Annotated in this window: 14 protein-coding genes; 10 read left to right on the forward strand and 4 right to left on the reverse strand. The window is 74.2% G+C overall.

Annotated features, from left to right (window positions below):
* The first annotated feature begins 23 nt into the window (after window positions 1-23).
* Both dinB and OCU29_RS03490 read left to right on the forward strand, forming a co-directional pair.
* A complete protein-coding gene (gene dinB / locus OCU29_RS03485; protein WP_261818793.1) occupies window positions 24-1,229 on the forward strand; it encodes a DNA polymerase IV in 1,206 nt (401 codons plus the stop codon).
* A 127-nt stretch (window positions 1,230-1,356) separates the two neighbouring features.
* Entirely contained in the window at window positions 1,357-1,812 is a 456-nt protein-coding gene (locus OCU29_RS03490) for a DUF3040 domain-containing protein (RefSeq protein WP_179616104.1), read from the forward strand.
* A gap of 46 nt (window positions 1,813-1,858) precedes the next feature.
* Here the strand turns inward: OCU29_RS03490 and OCU29_RS03495 are convergent, their stop codons facing one another.
* The 4 genes from OCU29_RS03495 to OCU29_RS03510 form a co-directional block, all read right to left on the reverse strand.
* Complete coding sequence (locus OCU29_RS03495; RefSeq protein WP_261818794.1) at window positions 1,859-2,662, reverse strand: nucleotidyltransferase domain-containing protein; 804 nt, start codon at window positions 2,660-2,662, stop codon at window positions 1,859-1,861.
* 84 nt (window positions 2,663-2,746) lie between these two features.
* Window positions 2,747-5,152 carry a DUF3488 and transglutaminase-like domain-containing protein gene (locus tag OCU29_RS03500; protein WP_261818795.1) on the reverse strand — a complete coding sequence of 802 codons (2,406 nt, stop codon included), beginning with the start codon at window positions 5,150-5,152 and terminating at the stop codon, window positions 2,747-2,749.
* On the reverse strand, window positions 5,149-6,435 hold the full coding sequence (locus OCU29_RS03505) for a DUF58 domain-containing protein (protein WP_261818796.1): 1,287 nt from the start codon (window positions 6,433-6,435) through the stop codon (window positions 5,149-5,151). The genes OCU29_RS03500 and OCU29_RS03505 overlap by 4 nt, the downstream gene beginning before the upstream one ends.
* A 24-nt stretch (window positions 6,436-6,459) precedes the next feature.
* The gene (locus OCU29_RS03510; protein ID WP_179617444.1) at window positions 6,460-7,386 is read right to left on the reverse strand and encodes a MoxR family ATPase; all 927 of its coding nucleotides are present in this window, start codon (window positions 7,384-7,386) and stop codon (window positions 6,460-6,462) included.
* 295 nt (window positions 7,387-7,681) lie between these two features.
* On the opposite strand from OCU29_RS03510, the gene mraZ reads away from it, so the two are divergent.
* The 8 genes from mraZ (at window position 7,682) to murD (ending at window position 16,445) form a co-directional block, all read left to right on the forward strand.
* Window positions 7,682-8,107 carry a division/cell wall cluster transcriptional repressor MraZ gene (mraZ, locus tag OCU29_RS03515; RefSeq protein ID WP_179616108.1) on the forward strand — a complete coding sequence of 142 codons (426 nt, stop codon included), beginning with the start codon at window positions 7,682-7,684 and terminating at the stop codon, window positions 8,105-8,107.
* Between the two features lie 251 nt (window positions 8,108-8,358).
* Window positions 8,359-8,541 carry a hypothetical protein gene (locus OCU29_RS03520; protein WP_179616109.1) on the forward strand — a complete coding sequence of 61 codons (183 nt, stop codon included), beginning with the start codon at window positions 8,359-8,361 and terminating at the stop codon, window positions 8,539-8,541.
* A 1-nt stretch (window position 8,542) separates the two neighbouring features.
* Entirely contained in the window at window positions 8,543-9,523 is a 981-nt protein-coding gene (gene rsmH, locus OCU29_RS03525) for a 16S rRNA (cytosine(1402)-N(4))-methyltransferase RsmH (RefSeq protein WP_261818797.1), read from the forward strand.
* On the forward strand, window positions 9,520-10,194 hold the full coding sequence (locus OCU29_RS03530) for a hypothetical protein (protein ID WP_261818798.1): 675 nt from the start codon (window positions 9,520-9,522) through the stop codon (window positions 10,192-10,194). The genes rsmH and OCU29_RS03530 overlap by 4 nt, the downstream gene beginning before the upstream one ends.
* Window positions 10,195-10,244: 50 nt before the next feature.
* Entirely contained in the window at window positions 10,245-12,056 is a 1,812-nt protein-coding gene (locus OCU29_RS03535; protein WP_258016944.1) for a penicillin-binding protein 2, read from the forward strand.
* 100 nt (window positions 12,057-12,156) lie between these two features.
* On the forward strand, window positions 12,157-13,746 hold the full coding sequence (locus OCU29_RS03540) for a UDP-N-acetylmuramoyl-L-alanyl-D-glutamate--2,6-diaminopimelate ligase (protein ID WP_261818799.1): 1,590 nt from the start codon (window positions 12,157-12,159) through the stop codon (window positions 13,744-13,746).
* A 138-nt stretch (window positions 13,747-13,884) separates the two neighbouring features.
* Window positions 13,885-14,973: a phospho-N-acetylmuramoyl-pentapeptide-transferase gene (gene mraY / locus OCU29_RS03545; protein WP_179616113.1), complete on the forward strand. Its 1,089-nt coding sequence runs from the start codon at window positions 13,885-13,887 to the stop codon at window positions 14,971-14,973.
* Complete coding sequence (murD, locus tag OCU29_RS03550) at window positions 14,955-16,445, forward strand: UDP-N-acetylmuramoyl-L-alanine--D-glutamate ligase (RefSeq protein ID WP_370463647.1); 1,491 nt, start codon at window positions 14,955-14,957, stop codon at window positions 16,443-16,445. The genes mraY and murD overlap by 19 nt, the downstream gene beginning before the upstream one ends.
* The last annotated feature ends 1 nt before the right edge of the window (window position 16,446 follow it).

Consider the following 16,446-nt stretch of genomic DNA (forward strand, 5'->3'; position numbering starts at 1 on the left):
ACGTGCTGTGGTGGAGGATCGGCGTGACCTCCGCTGGCGCTTCGGCCACGCCGATCCTCCACATCGACATGGACGCCTTCTACGCCTCCGTGGCGGTGCGGGAGCGGCCCGAGCTGTGGGACGTGCCGGTCATCGTGGGCGGCGGGTACCGCGGCGTGGTGCTCTCGGCCAACTACCTGGCCCGCGAGCACGGCGTCCGCTCCGGCATGCCCGCCACCCGGGCCCGGCGGCTGTGCCCCCAGGCCGTGGTGGTGCCGCCCGACCACGAGCTCTTCGGCAGCGTCTCGACCGCCGTGGTCGAGACCTTCCGCCGGGTCACACCGCTGGTCGAGGTGGTCTCCCTCGACGAGGCCTTCCTCGACGTCAGCGGGTCCGTGCGCCGCCTGGGCCCCCCGGCCGAGATCGCCGAGCAGGTGCGCGCCACCATCCACGACGAGCAGGCGATCACCTGCTCGGTCGGGGTGGCGGCCACGGTCTCGGTGGCCAAGCTGGCCAGCAGGCGCGCCAAGCCCGACGGCGTGGTGGTGGTGCCGCCCGAGGAGATCACCACCTTCCTGCACCCGCTCGACGTCGGCGAGCTCTACGGGGTGGGGGAGAAGACCCGCGCGATGCTGCACCGCCTGGGCCTGGTCACCGTCGGCGACGTCGCGCACACGCCGGTGCGCACCCTGCAGCGCGCGGTCGGCGACCACCTCGGGCGCCACCTGCACGAGCTGGCGTGGGGCGACGACCGGCGCGAGGTCGTGGCCCGCACCACCGGCGCCTTCGGGCTCGGCGGCGGCGAGCCCGACCGGTCGATGGGCGCGCAGGAGACCTTCGGGCGCGACGTCGACGACCGGGCGGTGGTGCTGCGCGAGCTGCTGCGCCTGACCAGCACCGTCACCGGGCGGATGCGCGTGGCCGGCGTCGCCGGGCGCACCGTGACGCTGACGGTGCGCTTCGCCGACTTCACCACCATCACCCGCTCGCGCACGATGAGCGAGGCCACCGACGTCACCCAGGAGGTCTACCGCACCGCCACCGCCCTGTACGACGCCCTGGGGCTGCAGCGGGCCCGGCTGCGGCTGGTGGGGGTCCGGGTCGAGGGGCTCGCGCCCCGCGAGAGCGTGCACCACCAGCACGTGCTGGGCGAGCGCGAGCACGGCTGGTCGGAGGCCGACCGGGCCGTCGACCGGGCGACGCGCCGCTTCGGCTCGGCCGCGGTGCGACCGGCCAGCCTGCTCTCCTGAGCGCTCCGAGAGGCCATCATCACCCAATTTGCATGAGCCGCCTACCGTGACGGCGAGGGCCTGCCTAGACTTGACCCGCCGACATCGCCGCGATGTGACGGTGCGTGTGTGACCCCTTGGAGGAACGGTGCCACTCTCGGAAGAGGAGCTGCGACTGCTCGAGCAGATGGAGCGTGCCCTCTCCGAGGAGGATCCGAAGTTCGCCTCCACCCTGCGCGGCACGTCGCTGCGCCGCGTCGCGCGTCGCCGCGCCATGCTCGCCGGGGCGGTCTTCGCCCTCGGCATCGTCGTCCTGATGACCGGTGCGATCTCGCAGATCTGGGCGATCGGCATCGTCGGCTTCGTCGTGATGCTCGGCTCGGCCACCTTCGGGCTCAACGCCCTGCGCAACCAGGCGCAGGCCGGCCCCGCCGCCGAGACCGGCGCGCCGCACGCCGACCAGGGCTCCCGGGCCTTCACCGTCATCGACGGCGGGCGCCGCACCCGTTCGCGCCAGCGCCGCAGTGGCGCCGGCGGCGCCGGGTTCATGGACCGCATGGAGGAGCGCTGGCGCCGCCGCCGCGAGGAGAACGGCGGCTTCTGACCCGACCCGGCCGGTTCGAACGAGCCGGCTCGCGACGGGCTGCCGCTCAGGGGCGCAGCAGCTCCAGGTCGCGCCCCCAGGCGTCGATGACCGGTCCCAGCACGGGCCGGGGTCGCCGGGCGTCGTGGGCCCGGCAGCGCGCGTCGACCTCGGCGAACGTCGTCCGGAGGGCGTCGGGGTCCCCGTCGAGGGTGGCGGTGACGAGCCCGAGCAGCTCGTCCGCGTCCCAGCCCGGCAGCGGGTGCGTGCGCAGCTCCCACGGCAGGTACGTGTGGTACGGCCGGACCCGGCCGGCCAGGGAGAAGACGACGTCGAGCAGCCAGGGCAGTGACTCCGCCGCGTCGAGGCGCCGCTCGAGGCCGCGCCCGTCACGGTCGTTCTTGAGCGCGCGGTAGGCGTAGTTCAACCACCCGTCGAGCCGGTCGTGCTCGAGGAGGACGGACTCGGCCTCGGCGACGTCCACGACGGCCTGCCGGCGGACCGCGGCGCCCACCCGCCCGGCGCTGCGGTCCATCAGCACCGGCGCCCAGGCGAAGGACCACCGGGAGTACCACCACTGCGTCCCGAAGACCGGCACCTCCTCGAGCTCGGCCACCGACACCGGGATCTCGTCGACGGTCTCGGAATGGCTCGTGGTGCGTCGGCGCGCGCCCTCGTCGGTGAGGACGACGTAGACGTCGACGTCGGAGCGGGGCGTGGTCATCCCGCGAGCCGCGGAGCCGGTGAGGACCATCGCCACGAGGTCGTCCCCGTGCTCCGCCAGGTTGCGCTCCGCGACCTCGTCGAGCAGGCGCCGGTGCTCCGGGGACACGTGGTCGGGGAGGGTGAGGGCCGGGTGGGGTGCGGTCACCGTCCGCACTGTCCACGAACGGCCATCCCTGCGGCAACGGGTTTGCGCGCGCGACCCGGCCGCTTCGAACCGGCCGGGTCGGGGTCAGCCGACGTGGTCGACGACCCCGCCGCGGTAGCCCAGCGACTCCGTCTCGGGCCCCGCCGCCGCGCTCGTACGACGCGTGGGCCGCAGCAGGGTGCGGGGCAGCCAGGTGGCGCGGCGCCGGGCCCGGGGCGTGGTGCCGTCGAAGAGGGCCTGGACCACCCGCAGGCCGTCGTCGTGGCGGTGCGCCGGGTCGGCGGCGCCGGCGGGGGCGTAGCGCAGCCGCTCGAGGTCGGCCACCAGCCGGTGCAGCGAGGCGACGGCCTCGGGTGCCTGCCCGGCACCGTGGCCGGGGCGCAGGCGGTCGTCGAGCGGGCTGCCGAGGTGGCCCACGAGACCGGCGCCGGTCTCGCGGGGCGAACGGCCCCCGGCGTAGGGCAGCCCGAGGTCGCGGGCGGTGTCGCGCAGCTCGTCCCAGATCTCCTCGGGCCCGGCCGCCAGACGGTGCTCGCGGCGGCGACGTCGCAGCGCGCCGGGCGCGAGCGCCAGGCCGACCAGCGCGAGCGCGCCGAGCAGCACACCGAGCAGGGTGCCCCAGGGGAACCCGCCGTCCGTGCTGCCGGCCGCGGCACCGGTCTCGGGGTCCAGCTCCTCCTCGGGGGCGGCGCTGGGCTCGCCGTTGCGGTCGGGCAGCTGGTCCTCGGCGCGCCCGCTCGGGCCGCTGGGCTCGGGCTGCTCGAGGTCGACGGCCTCGCGGGTGTAGGACGGCACGGCCCCGGCCCGCGCGGGGGGAGTGGGCTCGAAGCGGACCCAGCCCGAACCGGCGATGAAGAGCTCGGGCCAGGCGTGCAGGTCGTCGGAGGAGTACTCGTAGACGCCGTCGGCGATCCGCTGGGGCGTCAGGAACCCGACCGCGACGCGGGCGGGGATGCCGAGCTGGCGGGCCATGACGGCCATCGCGCTGGCGAACTGCTCGCAGTAGCCGGTGCGGGCGTAGTCGCCCTCGGTGCTCAGGAACTCCTCGAGCTCGTCGGTGCCGTTGCCGGGCGGCACGTTGCGCAGCGAGTACTCGAACTCCTGGCGGAACCAGTCCTGCAGGGCCACGGCCTTCTGGAACCGGGTCGGGGCGCTCGCGGTGACCTGGTTGGCCAGCTGGCGGATCAGCGGCGGCATGTCGTCGGGCAGGTCGGTGTAGGACGCCGAGACCATGCCGACCGAGGACGGGGCGTCGGCGAGCTCCTGCGCCGAGAGGTCGAGGTCGACGCCGGTCATCGACCACCGGGTGCCGGTGAGGTCGAGGTCGGCGTCGCCGGCCAGGAAGTCCATCGTCGACTCGTCGTAGCGCCAGTCGCCCTCGGCCTCGACCCGGCTGACCGGGGCGAAGGTCGGCAGCCAGCGCGACGAGAACGTCTCGTAGGCCTCGATGCTGTAGTCGAGGGTGCGGCGCGGCACCGACTGGCTGACCCCGGTCAGGCTGGGCATCTCGCCGTCGGGACGGTTCTCGAGGGGGATCTCCCGGTCACCGGGGCTCCACTCGTTCTCGGAGAAGCGGTTGAGCACCGAGATCCGCAGGTACTCGGGCTCCACCTGCTCGCTGCGCACGGCCAGAAGCGGGGTGTCCTCGGGTCGGTTGAGGTCGCGCACCAGGTCGGTCATCGGGTTGTCGACGCTGATCTCGGTGTCGCCGCCCGGTCCGCGCCCGATGTCGAGCAGGTGCACGTCGAGGGTCGGGACCGCCAGCGGCACCACCACGGCCAGCGCGGTCGCGACGCCGCCCACGGCCAGCGCGTGGACCCGCACGGTCGCGGTGTGCACGCCCAGGCCCGACGGCTCGGCCAACGGAGCGGTGAGGTCGTCGTTGCCGAGGCTGCGCCCCCAGCGCGCCACCTGCTCGCTCTCCTGGAGGTAGAGCATCGCGACGAAGCCGAGGGCGGAGAGGGCGAAGACCCACCACGTCAGGTCGGTGGCCAGCAGGCTGACCGGCACGCTGTAGACGGCCAGCAGCGGCAGGCCGGCCAGGGGCACCCGGCGCAGCCCGCAGGCCAGCAGGTCGACCAGCACCAGGCAGGCCAGCCCGCCGGCGAGCAGCAGCGGCTCGACCGCGGCCTCCGCGGTCGGCACGGGTGAGGCGTAGACGACGGCGCCCTCGCGCGCGTCGGCCAGCGCCACCAGCAGCGCGTCCCACGTCGCCCCGACGGGCAGCGGCGAGCCGACGACGACCCAGCTCAGCGCCATCGCGCCGCTGAGCAGCTGCAGCAGCAGCACCGAGAGCGCACCGAGGCGCGACCAGCGCCCCACGGCACCGACGGCGGCCACCAGCAGGGCGAGGCCGAGCAGGGGGGAGAGGAACAACGAGGGCGCGTCGGTGAAGCCGCGCCACGACAGGATGCAGATCCACGTCGTCAGCGCCGCCACGGTCGAGAGCGTCAGGCCGGCGCCCAGGCTGCTGCGCGTCCGCGAGGTCATCGCCCCACCTCCGTCGTACGCCGCTCGGGCGCGGCGCGCCGGGCGCCGGACCGGGCGCCGGCCCCGAGCTCCTGCCAACGCGCCTCGAGCCGGTCGCGCGGGCCGAGGGTGGTGACCCGCCAGCCCTGCTGGGCCAGCAGCCCGGTCGCCGGGGCGGTGCTGGCGCCGGTGGCGCCGACCCAGGCCTCCACGTCGAGGGCCAGCGCGAGCGCGCTGCCCTGGTGGGACTGCATGCGGCGCAGCACCGGGGCGTCGTGCTGCTGGACGGCGCCGAGCACGGCGACGACCAGGCCGCCGTGGCCGGCCTCGCCCAGCCAGGCGGTGTCGAGGCGGGGCGCCGGGGTCGGGCGCAGCACGGCCAGCGACTCCAGCAGGGGGGCCGTGCTGGGCTCGGCGCCCCGCTCGTGCCAGCCGCTCGAGCGGTCCTCGCCCGCGGCGGTGACCAGCCGCACGGCGAAGCCGCGCCGGGTCAGGTGCACGGCCACCGAGGCGGCGGCGCTGACGGCGGTCTCGAGCGAGGAGGCGATGCCCTCGCCGCGGTGGGCGACCTCGCGGTTGTCGATGAAGACGGTGGCGCGGGAGTGCCAGGGCTGCTCCTCACGGCGCACCATGAGCTCGCCGACCCGCGCCGAGCTCGGCCAGTGCACCCGGCGCAGGTCGTCGCCGCGGCGGTACTCGCGCACCGTGACGTCCTCGGCGCTGCCGGTGGCGAAGGCGCGGGGGCGGTTGTCGCCGGAGCCGCTCTCGGAGCCGCCGAGCGGGATCGCCGGCAGCGCGACGGTGCGGGGGGTCACGGTGAGCGCGGAGGTGGTGCGGAAGGCCCGGCCGAGCTCGACGAGGCCGAAGGGGTCGCTGACGCGCACCGACATCGGGCCGACCTCGAAGCGGCCGCGCACGTCGGAGCGCACCTGGTAGCCGACCTGGCGCTGCCAGCCGTGGCCGATGCCCTCGAGCACGAAGCGGGGACGGGTGCCCAGCACGTAGGGCACGTGGTCCTCGAGCAGCAGCACGCCGCTGGGCGTGCGGCCCTCGTTGCTCAGCGAGAGCGTCACGCGGGCCTGCTGCCCGGCGGTGACCAGCGGCGGGGAGACCGTGCGCACCAGCGCCAGGCGGTAGCGGCTGCGACCCAGCACCAGCGCGGTGACCAGGGGCAGGGCCAGCACCAGCACGCCGACGCGGGTCAGCGCGGGCTGCCCGAGCAGGACGGCGCAGACCACGGCGGTGACCCCGGCGGCCACGAACGCGCGCCCGCGCACGGTCAGCCCGGCCAGCGCCTCCCTCACGACGTCCTCCCCACGACCGCGGCCTCAGCCGCGGGTGCCGTCGGGCACCGGCACGGCGGCGACGAGGCGCTCCAGGATCTCGTCGGTGCCGCGCCCGTTCATCGAGGCCTCGACGCTGGGCAGCAGCCGGTGGGTCAGCACCCGGGGCGCCAGGGCGCGCACGTCGTCGGGCAGCACGTAGTCGCGACCGTGCAGCGCGGCGTACGCCTTGGCGGCGCGCACCAGGTGCAGGGTCGCGCGCGGCGAGGCGCCCAGCACCAGCTCGTCGGTACGCCGCGTGGCCGAGGTGAGCGCGACGGTGTAGCGCTGCACGGCCTCGGCGACGTAGACCTGGCCCACGATGGCGGTGAGCTTGCGGATCTCGGCGGCGTCCGTGACGTGCTCGAGGTCGTCGAGCGGGTTGCCGCCGGTGTGGCCGGCGATCATCGCCAGCTCGGCGGCCTCGACCGGGTAGCCCATCGAGGTGCGCACCATGAAGCGGTCGCGCTGGGCCTCGGGCAGCGTGTAGGTGCCCTCCATCTCCACCGGGTTCTGGGTGGCGATGACCATGAAGGGCGTCTCGAGCTGGTAGGTCGCGTTGTCGACGGTGACCTGGCGCTCCTCCATGCACTCCAGCAGCGCCGACTGGGTCTTGGGGGAGGCGCGGTTGATCTCGTCGCCGACCACGATGTTGGCGAAGACGCCGCCGGGGCGGAACTCGAACTGGCGGGTGTCCTGGTTGAAGACCGACACGCCGGTCACGTCGGAGGGCAGCAGGTCGGGCGTGAACTGGATGCGTCGCACGGTCGAGTCGATCGAGCGGGCCAGCGCCTTGCTGAGCATCGTCTTGCCGACGCCGGGCACGTCCTCGATCAACAGGTGCCCCTCGGCGAGCAGCACCACGAGCGCCGAGCTGACGACCTCGGGCTTGCCCTCGATGACGCGCTCCACGTTGGTGCGCACGCGCTCCATCACGCGCGCCAGCGTCTCGAGGTCGGCGCCTCCAGCTGTCGGAGATCCCACGAGCGGTCCCTTCCAGGTCGTGCCGGTGCCCGGCAGTGGGTTTCCACCGTATGCCGTCGCGGCAACACCGCGCCCCCACAGGTGCGGGCCAGGTGCGAGCCGGTGGTGGGGAGGGTCCAGCGGCGCGGGGGAGCGGAGGGGGTGGAAGGGGGCGGAATGTGGTTGACGGTGGAGCGTTGTGGAGTAGAGTGGTGGAAAGTGGAGCAAGTGACCGTCCCGGGGCTTGTCGACGTGGAGGTGCGATGTGTTCTTCATGGGCACCTACACCCCCAAGGTCGACGAGAAGGGACGCCTCTTCCTCCCGGCCAAGTTCAGGGACGCACTGTCGGAGGGGCTCGTGATCACGCAAGGACAGGAGAACTGCCTGACCGTGTGGCCCGAGGCGACGTTCATGGCCGAGGCACGGCGGGCCCAGGAGACCCCGATGACCAACAAGGACGCGCGCGACTACCGGCGCGTGCTGTTCGCGGGGGCCGAGCAGGGCACGCCCGACAAGCAGGGACGCATCGGCATCTCGCCGATCCTGCGCGCCAGCGCCGGCATCGAGCGCGACGTGGTCGTGGCCGGCGTCGGTGACCGGGTCGAGATCTGGAACCCCCAGCGCTGGGCGGAGTACTCCGCCGGCGCCCAGGCCAAGTTCGCCGAGCTCGACGAGACACCCCCGCTCTGACCAGCACCACCTCGCTCCACCCCGCACCACCACAACAGGACAGCGATCCGCAGGGCCCGGTCTCGGCCCGCTCCCCACCTCGTCTTCTGGGACACCTTCCCCGGCCCCAGACGGCACCCGGCTCTGTAGCACCTTCCCCGGTTCCAGAGCCCCACGAAGCACCGGCGAGCGGGCAGGGACCAGACCCTGCGGATCCCCCACCACCACACCCAGCACCAGCCACGCAGCAATCTCCCGATGGGGTCGAGACCATGAGCAGCACCCAGGTCGACGGACTGACCGGCGGCGCCCCCGGCGCCCGACCGGCCCCCGGCGCCCCCGCGCCCCGGGTGCGCCACCAGGCCCAGGACGCGCTGCGGCTGATGGCCTTCTCGGCGGCGATGTCGCTCAGTGCCGCGGTCGCCTTCACGCTCCTGACGAGCCTGGGCCGCTGACGTGGCCGGCCCCTCGCACGTCCCGGTGCTCCTCGACCGGGTCGTGGCACTGCTCGCTCCCGCGCTCGACCACCCGGGCGCCGTGCTCGTCGACTGCACCCTGGGTCTCGGCGGCCACTCCGAGGCGGTCCTCGAGCGCCTCCCGCAGGCCAGCGTCATCGGCATCGACCGCGACCCGGCCGCCCTCGAGCTGGCCGGTCGGCGGCTGGCGGCGTACGGCGACCGGTTCCGCGGCGTGCACGCGGTCTACGACGAGATCCCCGAGGTGCTCGACGAGCTCGGCCTCGACCACGTCGACGCGGTGCTCTTCGACCTCGGCGTCTCCTCGATGCAGCTCGACGTGCGCGAGCGCGGCTTCGCCTACGCCGAGGACGCCCCCCTCGACATGCGGATGGGCAGCACCGGCCCCACCGCCGCCGACGTGCTCAACACCTACTCCGCGGCCGAGCTGACCCGGGTCCTGCGCGACTACGGCGAGGAGAAGTTCGCCCGCAAGATCGCCGGCGCCATCGTGCGCCGCCGCGAGAGCGAGCCCTTCACCACCTCGGCCGCGCTGGTCGAGCTGCTGTACGCCGAGATCCCGGCGCCCGCGCGCCGCACCGGCGGCCACCCGGCCAAGCGGACCTTCCAGGCGCTGCGCATGGAGGTCAACGACGAGCTCGCGGTGCTGCGCCGCGCGGTGCCGGCGGCCATCGAGGCCATCGGGGTCGGCGGCCGGGTGGTGGTCGAGTCCTACCACTCGCTGGAGGACCGGCTGGTCAAGCAGGCCTTCACCGCCGCCACCCGCTCGGAGGTCCCCGTCGACCTGCCGTTCGTGCCGGAGGGCAGCGAGCCCGCCCTGCGCCTGGTCACCCGCGGCTCCGAGAAGGCCGACGCGGGCGAGATCGAGGCCAACCCGCGCGCCGCCTCGGTGCGCCTGCGCGCCGTCGAACGCGTGCGACCCACCACTGACACCACCACCGGAAGGGGAGCAGCCCGATGAGCAGTCTCTACAGCCCGCAGGGCACGGCCCGGAGCCGGGTGCCACGCATCGCCGGCGCCGCGGTCGAGCGCGCCCGCCTCAGCGTGGTGCCGGTCGCGCGCACCCGCGCGGCCAGGGTCCCGTTCGTCAGCCTGGTGACCGTGCTGCTGCTCGGTGGCGTCGTGGGCCTGCTGCTCTTCAACACCTCCATGCAGCAGTCGGCCTTCGCCGCCACCTCGCTCGAGCAGCGCGCCACCGTCCTCTCGGCCCGCCAGGAGGCGCTGGCCACCAAGCTCGAGCGGCTGCGCGACCCGCAGGAGATCGCGCGCAAGGCCCAGCGGATGGGCATGCAGGTGCCGGCCGCGCCGCTCTTCCTCGACCTCTCCGACGGCTCGGTCTCCGGCGACGCCAGCGGCGCCACCCTCGGTGCCCGCGTCGCGCTCGACCCGCTGCCCCCCGCGCGGCCCTCCGAGCTCGACCCGCCGGCCACGGTGGTGACGCCGCCCGAGGGCGTGCTGGCCGACCCGCGTGGCGGCGGCTCCGGCGGCGGCGACGGGAGTAGGAACGAGCAGGACGAGAAGAAGCAGACCAAGGCCGAGAAGAAGGCCGAGAAGAAGGCTGAGCGCAAGGCCGAGAAGGCCGAGAAGAAGGCCGAGCGCAAGGCGAAGAAGAACGAGTCCGACCGCGGCTGAGCCGCGACCCGCACCACCGACCCCCGCACCGCACCCAGGGAGGAGCCCTCGTGCCCACCACGCGCCCGACGCCGAGCAGCGAGGTCGCCGCTCGCCGCGGCCAGCCGCACTTCCGACTGCGTGTCGGGTTCGTGCTGATCGCGATGGTCCTCTCGGTCTTCGCCGGGCGCCTGGTGCAGCTGCAGGGCATCGACCCCAAGGCGTACGCCGAGATGGCGGCGGCCGAGGGCGTCGACGAGATGGTGCTGCCGGCCGAGCGGGGCGCGATCCTCGACCGCAACGGCGAGCCCCTGGCCGAGTCGGCCGACGGGCTGATGGTGGTGGCCGACCCGGCGCTGGTGAACACCGACGACGAGGGCCGCGAGGTCGACCGGGCCCCGGAGGTCGCGAAGTTCCTCTCCAACAAGCTCGACGTCGACTACTTCACGATCCTGCAGCGGCTGCGCACGGAGAGCCGCTTCCAGTACGTCGCCCGCGGCGTGCCGGCGGCCACCGCGACCAAGGTCGTCGACCGCGCCGAGGAGCTCGGTTTCTCGGGCCTGTCGACGTGGCGCGACCCGGTGCGCGAGTACCCGGCCGACGACGTGGCCGCCAACCTGGTCGGCTTCCTGGGCACCCCGCTCGCCGACGGCACCCCCCAGCCGCTCGCGGGCTTCGAGCGCACCTTCGACGAGCTCCTCTCCGGCACCGACGGCTCTGCGCGCTACTCGGTGGCGGCCGGCAACAAGCTGCCGCTGGGTGAGAGCACCGTCGTCGAGGCGCAGGACGGCGAGGACCTGACGCTGACCATCGACCGCGAGCTGCAGTGGTACGCCCAGCGCGTGGTGCGCCAGACGGTGCAGCAGTCGCGCGGCGACTCCGGTCTCGCGGTGGTGATGGACTCGCGCACCGGTGAGGTGCTGGCGCTGGCCGACCACCCGACGTTCGACGCCAACGCACCGCTGGCCTCCGACGAGGCCGACCTGGGGTCGCGGGCGATGAGCGACGTCTACGAGCCGGGCTCGGTCTCGAAGGTGCTGACCATGGCCGGCCTGCTCGACGCCGGCAAGGTCACCCCGCGCACCCGCCTGACGGTGCCGGGCTCGCTGGCCCGCCAGGACCGCACCATCGGCGACTGGTTCCCGCACGACACGATCCGGCTGACGCTGGCCGGGGTGCTGGCCAAGTCCTCCAACATCGGCACCGTGCTGGCCTCGGACAAGTTCGAGGACGGCCAGATGCGCCGCTACCTCGCCGCCTTCGGGCTCGGCTCCGCGACCGGGGCGGGGGTGCGCGGCGAGTCGGCCGGCATCCTGCCCGACCCCTCGTTGTGGACCAGCCAGGCCCAGGACCGCATCGCCTTCGGTCAGTCGGTCTCGGTCAACGCCCTGCAGATGGCCGCGGCGATCAACACCGTGGCCAACGGCGGGGTGCGCATCGACCCCAGCCTGGTGCGTGGCAGCGCCACCACCGACGCCGGCGAGCAGGTCGGCACCGACCAGGCCACCACGACCCAGGTCATCAGCGCCGAGGCCGCCCGCAAGACCGCGCTGATGATGGAGCGCGTGGTCGACCCCGAGGCCGGTGTCGCCCCCGGCGCGCAGGTCCCCGGCTACCGGGTCGCGGGCAAGACCGGCACCGCCCAGCGGGTCGGCGAGGAGTGCCGCTGCTACGACGGCACCTTCACCGTCTCCTTCGCCGGCTTCGCCCCCGCCGACGACCCGCGCTTCACCGTCTACGTCGTGGTGCAGAACCCGCGCAACGGCGGCGGCGGCGGCTCGGTCGCCGGCCCGGCGTTCGCCAAGATCACCGGCTACGCGCTGCGCCGCTACGCCGTGCCCCCCACCGGCACCCCCGCCTCGGACCTCCCCGTCGAGTGGTGACCCGGCGCAAATCTCTCGCCGACCCGGCGCAAATGTCGCGCTGACCCGGCGCAAATGTCGCGCTGACCCGGCGCGGATCCCGCGCTGCTAGCCTCCCGCCATGCCTCGCCCCGACGTCCCCGCGACCCGCCCCGTCGACCCGCCGCGGACCCCCCTGGCCGAGCTGGCCGGGTGGGCGCGCCACGCGCTGGCGATGGTCGAGCACCGCGGCGACGACCCGGTCGTGACCGGCATCAGCCTCAGCAGCCAGCGGGTGCGCCCCGGCGACCTGTACGCCGCCCTGCCGGGCGCCCGCGCGCACGGCGCCGACTTCGCCGCCGAGGCGCTCGAGGCAGGGGCCGTGGCGGTGCTGACCGACCCGGCCGGCGCCGAGAAGGTGCCCGCGGGGGTGCCGCTGCTGGTGACCGACGACCCGCGCCGGATCCTGGGCCGCCTCTCGGCCAGGGTCTACGACGACCCCGCCGAGCGGCTCACGATGATCGGGGTCACCGGCACCCAGGGCAAGACCACCACCACCCGGCTGCTGGAGGGCGGGCTGCACGAGGCCGGGCTGGTGGGCGCGGTGATCGGCACCGTGGGCACCCGCGTGGCGGGCCAGGACGTGCCGACGACGCTGACCACGCCCGAGGCCCCCGACCTGCACGGCCTGTTCGCCGCCATGGTCGAGCAGGGCGTCGACGTCTGCGCGATGGAGGTCTCCAGCCACGCCCTGGTGCTCGGGCGGGTCGACGGGGTCGTCTTCGACGTGGCGGTCTTCCTCAACCTCGGGCGCGACCACCTCGACTTCCACGACACCGTGGAGGAGTACTACGCGGCCAAGGCCTCGCTGTTCACCCCCGAGCGCGCGCGCCGGGCCCTGGTCAACGTCGACGACGAGCACGGCCGGCGCCTGGCCGGCGAGACCGGGCTGCCGGTGGCGACGTTCTCGACCGAGGGCCGCGAGGCCACCTGGGGCGTCGTCGACGTCGACGCCTCGCCCAGCCGCTCCGACTTCCGGGTGCTGGGCCCGGGCGACCGGGCCTTCGCCGGCGGGGTGCCGCTGGCGGGCGGCTTCAACGTCTCCAACGCCCTCGCGGCGGTGGCCGCGGTGGGCGAGGCCAGCCCCGGCGACGTCGACCCGGTCGACGTCGCCGCCCAGGTGGCCGCCGGCATCAGCGCGCTGCCGGGCGTGCCCGGGCGCCTCGAGAGCGTGGTGGCGGGCCAGGACTTCGAGGTGGTCGTGGACTACGCCCACAAGCCCGACGCGGTCGAGGCGGCGCTGGGCGCGCTGCGCCCGCTGACCACCGGTCGGCTGGTGCTGGTCATCGGCGCCGGCGGGGACCGCGACACCGGCAAGCGCCCGGTGATGGGGGAGATCGGCGCCCGGCTGGCCGACGTGCTCGTCGTGACCGACGACAACCCGCGCTCCGAGGACCCGGCGGCCATCCGCGCGGCGGTGCTGGCCGGCGCCGCGCAGGTGCCGGGGGACCAGCGCGCCGAGGTGCTCGAGGTCGCCGGGCGGCGCGAGGCGATCGCCGAGGCGCTGCGCCGCGTCGGCACCGGCGACATCGTGCTGGTCGCCGGGAAGGGCCACGAGACCGGCCAGGTCGTCGACGGCGTGGTGCACCCCTTCGACGACCGCGAGGTGGCCGCCGAGCTGCTGCGCGAGCGCGCCCGCGAGCGGGCCGCGGAGGACGCCGGCGGGGCGTGATGATCGACACCCGCCCGGCGAGGCGTGGTCGAGCCGTCCGCCGGCATGGGCCAAGATGAACGGTGCCGGTGAGCCGGCCCGGTCGGTGACGCACGTCGTCGGCGAGGCGATCTGCGAGCGGAACGAGGTGCAACGGCGGTGAGGGCGATCCTGCTGGGCGGAGGCCTGGCCCTGCTGATCTCGCTGATCGGCACCCGCTTCGCGATCAGGCAGTTCACGCAGTGGGGCTACGGCCAGGAGGTCCGCGACGACGGGCCCACCACCCACCACGTCAAGCGCGGCACCCCGACCATGGGCGGCGTCGCGATCATCGGCGCCACCGTGCTCGGCTACTTCGGGGCCAAGCTGATCACGCTGTCGGCGCCCACCGCCTCGGCGCTGCTCCTGCTGCTGCTCTTCGTCGGCATCGGCGCCGTCGGCTTCCTCGACGACTTCATCAAGATCTACAAGCAGCGCAGCCTCGGCCTGCGCAGCAAGGCCAAGATCGTCGGCCAGACCGTCGTCGGCCTGACCTTCGGCATCCTGGCGCTGAGCCCGATGCTGGAGGACGACCGCGGCCAGCGGCCGGCGTCGTTCTCGCTGTCCTTCATCCGCGACCTCGACAGCTTCGTGCTGCCCGCGGCCGCGGTGGTGGCACTGATCCTGGTGATGGTCATCGCCACCAGCAACGCCACCAACCTCACCGACGGCGCCGACGGCCTGCTGACCGGCTGCAGCATGATGGTCTTCGGCGCCTACACGATCGTGAACATCTGGCAGAACAACCAGTGGTGCGGCCAGTCCGACATCACCTACGGCAAGTGCTACGAGGTGCGCGACCCGCTCGACCTGGCGATCGTGGCCGCCGCCATCACCGGCGCCTGCTTCGGCTTCCTGTGGTGGAACGCCTCACCGGCCCAGATCTTCATGGGCGACACCGGCTCGCTGGCGCTCGGCGCCGCGCTCGCCGGCCTGGCGGTGCTGACCCGCACCGAGCTGCTGCTGGTGATCGTCGGCGGCGTCTTCGTCATGGAGACGGTCTCGGTGATGCTGCAGGTCTCCTGGTTCAAGCTCAGCCGACGCCTCACCGGCTCGCCCAAGCGGCTCTTCCGGATGGCCCCGATCCACCACACCTTCGACATGGCCTGGGGCGAGGTCACGATGGTGATCCGGTTCTGGATCCTCACCGGCCTGTGCGTCGCCGGCGGCCTGGGCATCTTCTACGCCGAGTGGGTGGCAGGCACGTGAGCGCGCCGCGCGAGCTCGACGGGCTCGACCAGACCAGCTCCTGGGACGGCGTGCGCGCCGTGGTCGCCGGCTTCGGCGTCTCCGGCTTCGCCGCCGCCGACAACCTCAACCACCTCGGTGCCTCGGTGACCGCCCTCGACGAGTCGGCGACCGGCAAGGAGGAGAAGGCCGAGCTGCTCGAGGTGCTCGGCGCGACCATCCGCCTCGGCGAGGGCGCCACGGCCACGCTGCCCGACGACGTCGACGTGCTGGTCACCTCGCCCGGCTGGCGCCCCGACGCGCCGCTGCTGGCCCAGGCCCGCGAGCGCGGCGTGCCGGTCTGGGGCGAGGTCGAGCTCGCCTGGCGGCTGCGCCACCCCGAGCACGCCGCCCCGTGGCTGGCCGTGACCGGCACCAACGGCAAGACCACCACCGTGCAGATGCTCGAGACGATCCTGCGCACCGCCGGGCTGCGCACGGTCGCGGCCGGCAACGTCGGGCTGCCGATCGTCGAGGCGGTGATGGACCCGACGCCGTACGACGTGCTGGCCGTCGAGCTGTCCAGCTTCCAGCTGCACTACACGAGCTCGATGAGCGCTGAGTCGGCCGCCGTGCTCAACATCGCCGAGGACCACCTCGACTGGTACGCCTCGATGGCCGAGTACGCCGCCGACAAGGGCCGCGTCTACGAGCAGGTCCAGCGCGCGTGCGTCTACAACGTCGACGACCCGCAGACCGAGGCGCTGGTGCGCGAGGCCGACGTGGTCGAGGGCGCCCGCGCCATCGGCTTCACCCTCGGCATGCCCGGGGTGGGGATGCTCGGCCTGGTCGAGGACATCCTGGTCGACCGCGCTTTCATCGAGCAGCGCTCCGACTCGGCCGCCGAGCTGGTCACCGTCTCCGAGCTGGCCAGCAGCGCGCCGCACTACGTCGCCAACGCGCTGGCCGCCGCCGCGCTGGCGCGCGCCCACGGCGTCTCCCAGCAGGCGGTGCGCGACGGGCTGCGCTCCTTCCGCCCCGACGGGCACCGCATCGCCGAGGTGGCCCGCCACCGCGACGTGACCTGGGTCGACGACTCCAAGGCCACCAACCCGCACGCCGCCCTGGCCTCGCTGCGCGCCTACGACAGCGTCGTGTGGGTGGCCGGCGGGCTGGCGAAGGGCGCGCGGTTCGAGGAGCTGGTGGCCGCCGTGCGCGACCGGCTGCGCGCCGTGGTGCTGCTGGGGCGCGACCGCGCGGTGATCGCGGAGGCACTTGCGCGACACGCACCGGATGTACCCGTGATCGAAGTTGAGGCGCATGAGACTGGTGTGACTGACGATGAGCACGGGCCGATGGGTCGTGTCGTCGAGGCCGCCGCCGGTCTCGCCCAGCCGGGCGACACCGTGCTGCTGGCCCCGGGATGCGCCTCGCAGGACATGTTCACCGACTACGGCGCTCGCGGCGACGCGTTCGCCGCCGCCGTACGGGCCCGCACCGGACCCCAGGAGTAGC

It is taken from the genome of Nocardioides sp. OK12 (assembly GCF_024341885.1).
GTDB classification, from domain to species: domain Bacteria; phylum Actinomycetota; class Actinomycetes; order Propionibacteriales; family Nocardioidaceae; genus Nocardioides; species Nocardioides marinisabuli.

What these genes read in the sequence shown, in the direction of transcription:
- OCU29_RS03520 (WP_179616109.1), top strand. Translation starts at nt 8,359, where the DNA reads ATGAGCAGCACCCAGGTCGACGGACTGACCGGCGGCGCCCCCGGCGCC.
- OCU29_RS03530 (WP_261818798.1), top strand. Translation starts at nt 9,520, where the DNA reads ATGAGCAGTCTCTACAGCCCGCAGGGCACGGCCCGGAGCCGGGTGCCA.
- OCU29_RS03510 (WP_179617444.1), bottom strand. Translation starts at nt 7,386, where the DNA reads ATGGAGCGCGTGCGCACCAACGTGGAGCGCGTCATCGAGGGCAAGCCC.
- OCU29_RS03540 (WP_261818799.1), top strand. Translation starts at nt 12,157, where the DNA reads ATGCCTCGCCCCGACGTCCCCGCGACCCGCCCCGTCGACCCGCCGCGG.
- OCU29_RS03500 (WP_261818795.1), bottom strand. Translation starts at nt 5,152, where the DNA reads ATGACCTCGCGGACGCGCAGCAGCCTGGGCGCCGGCCTGACGCTCTCG.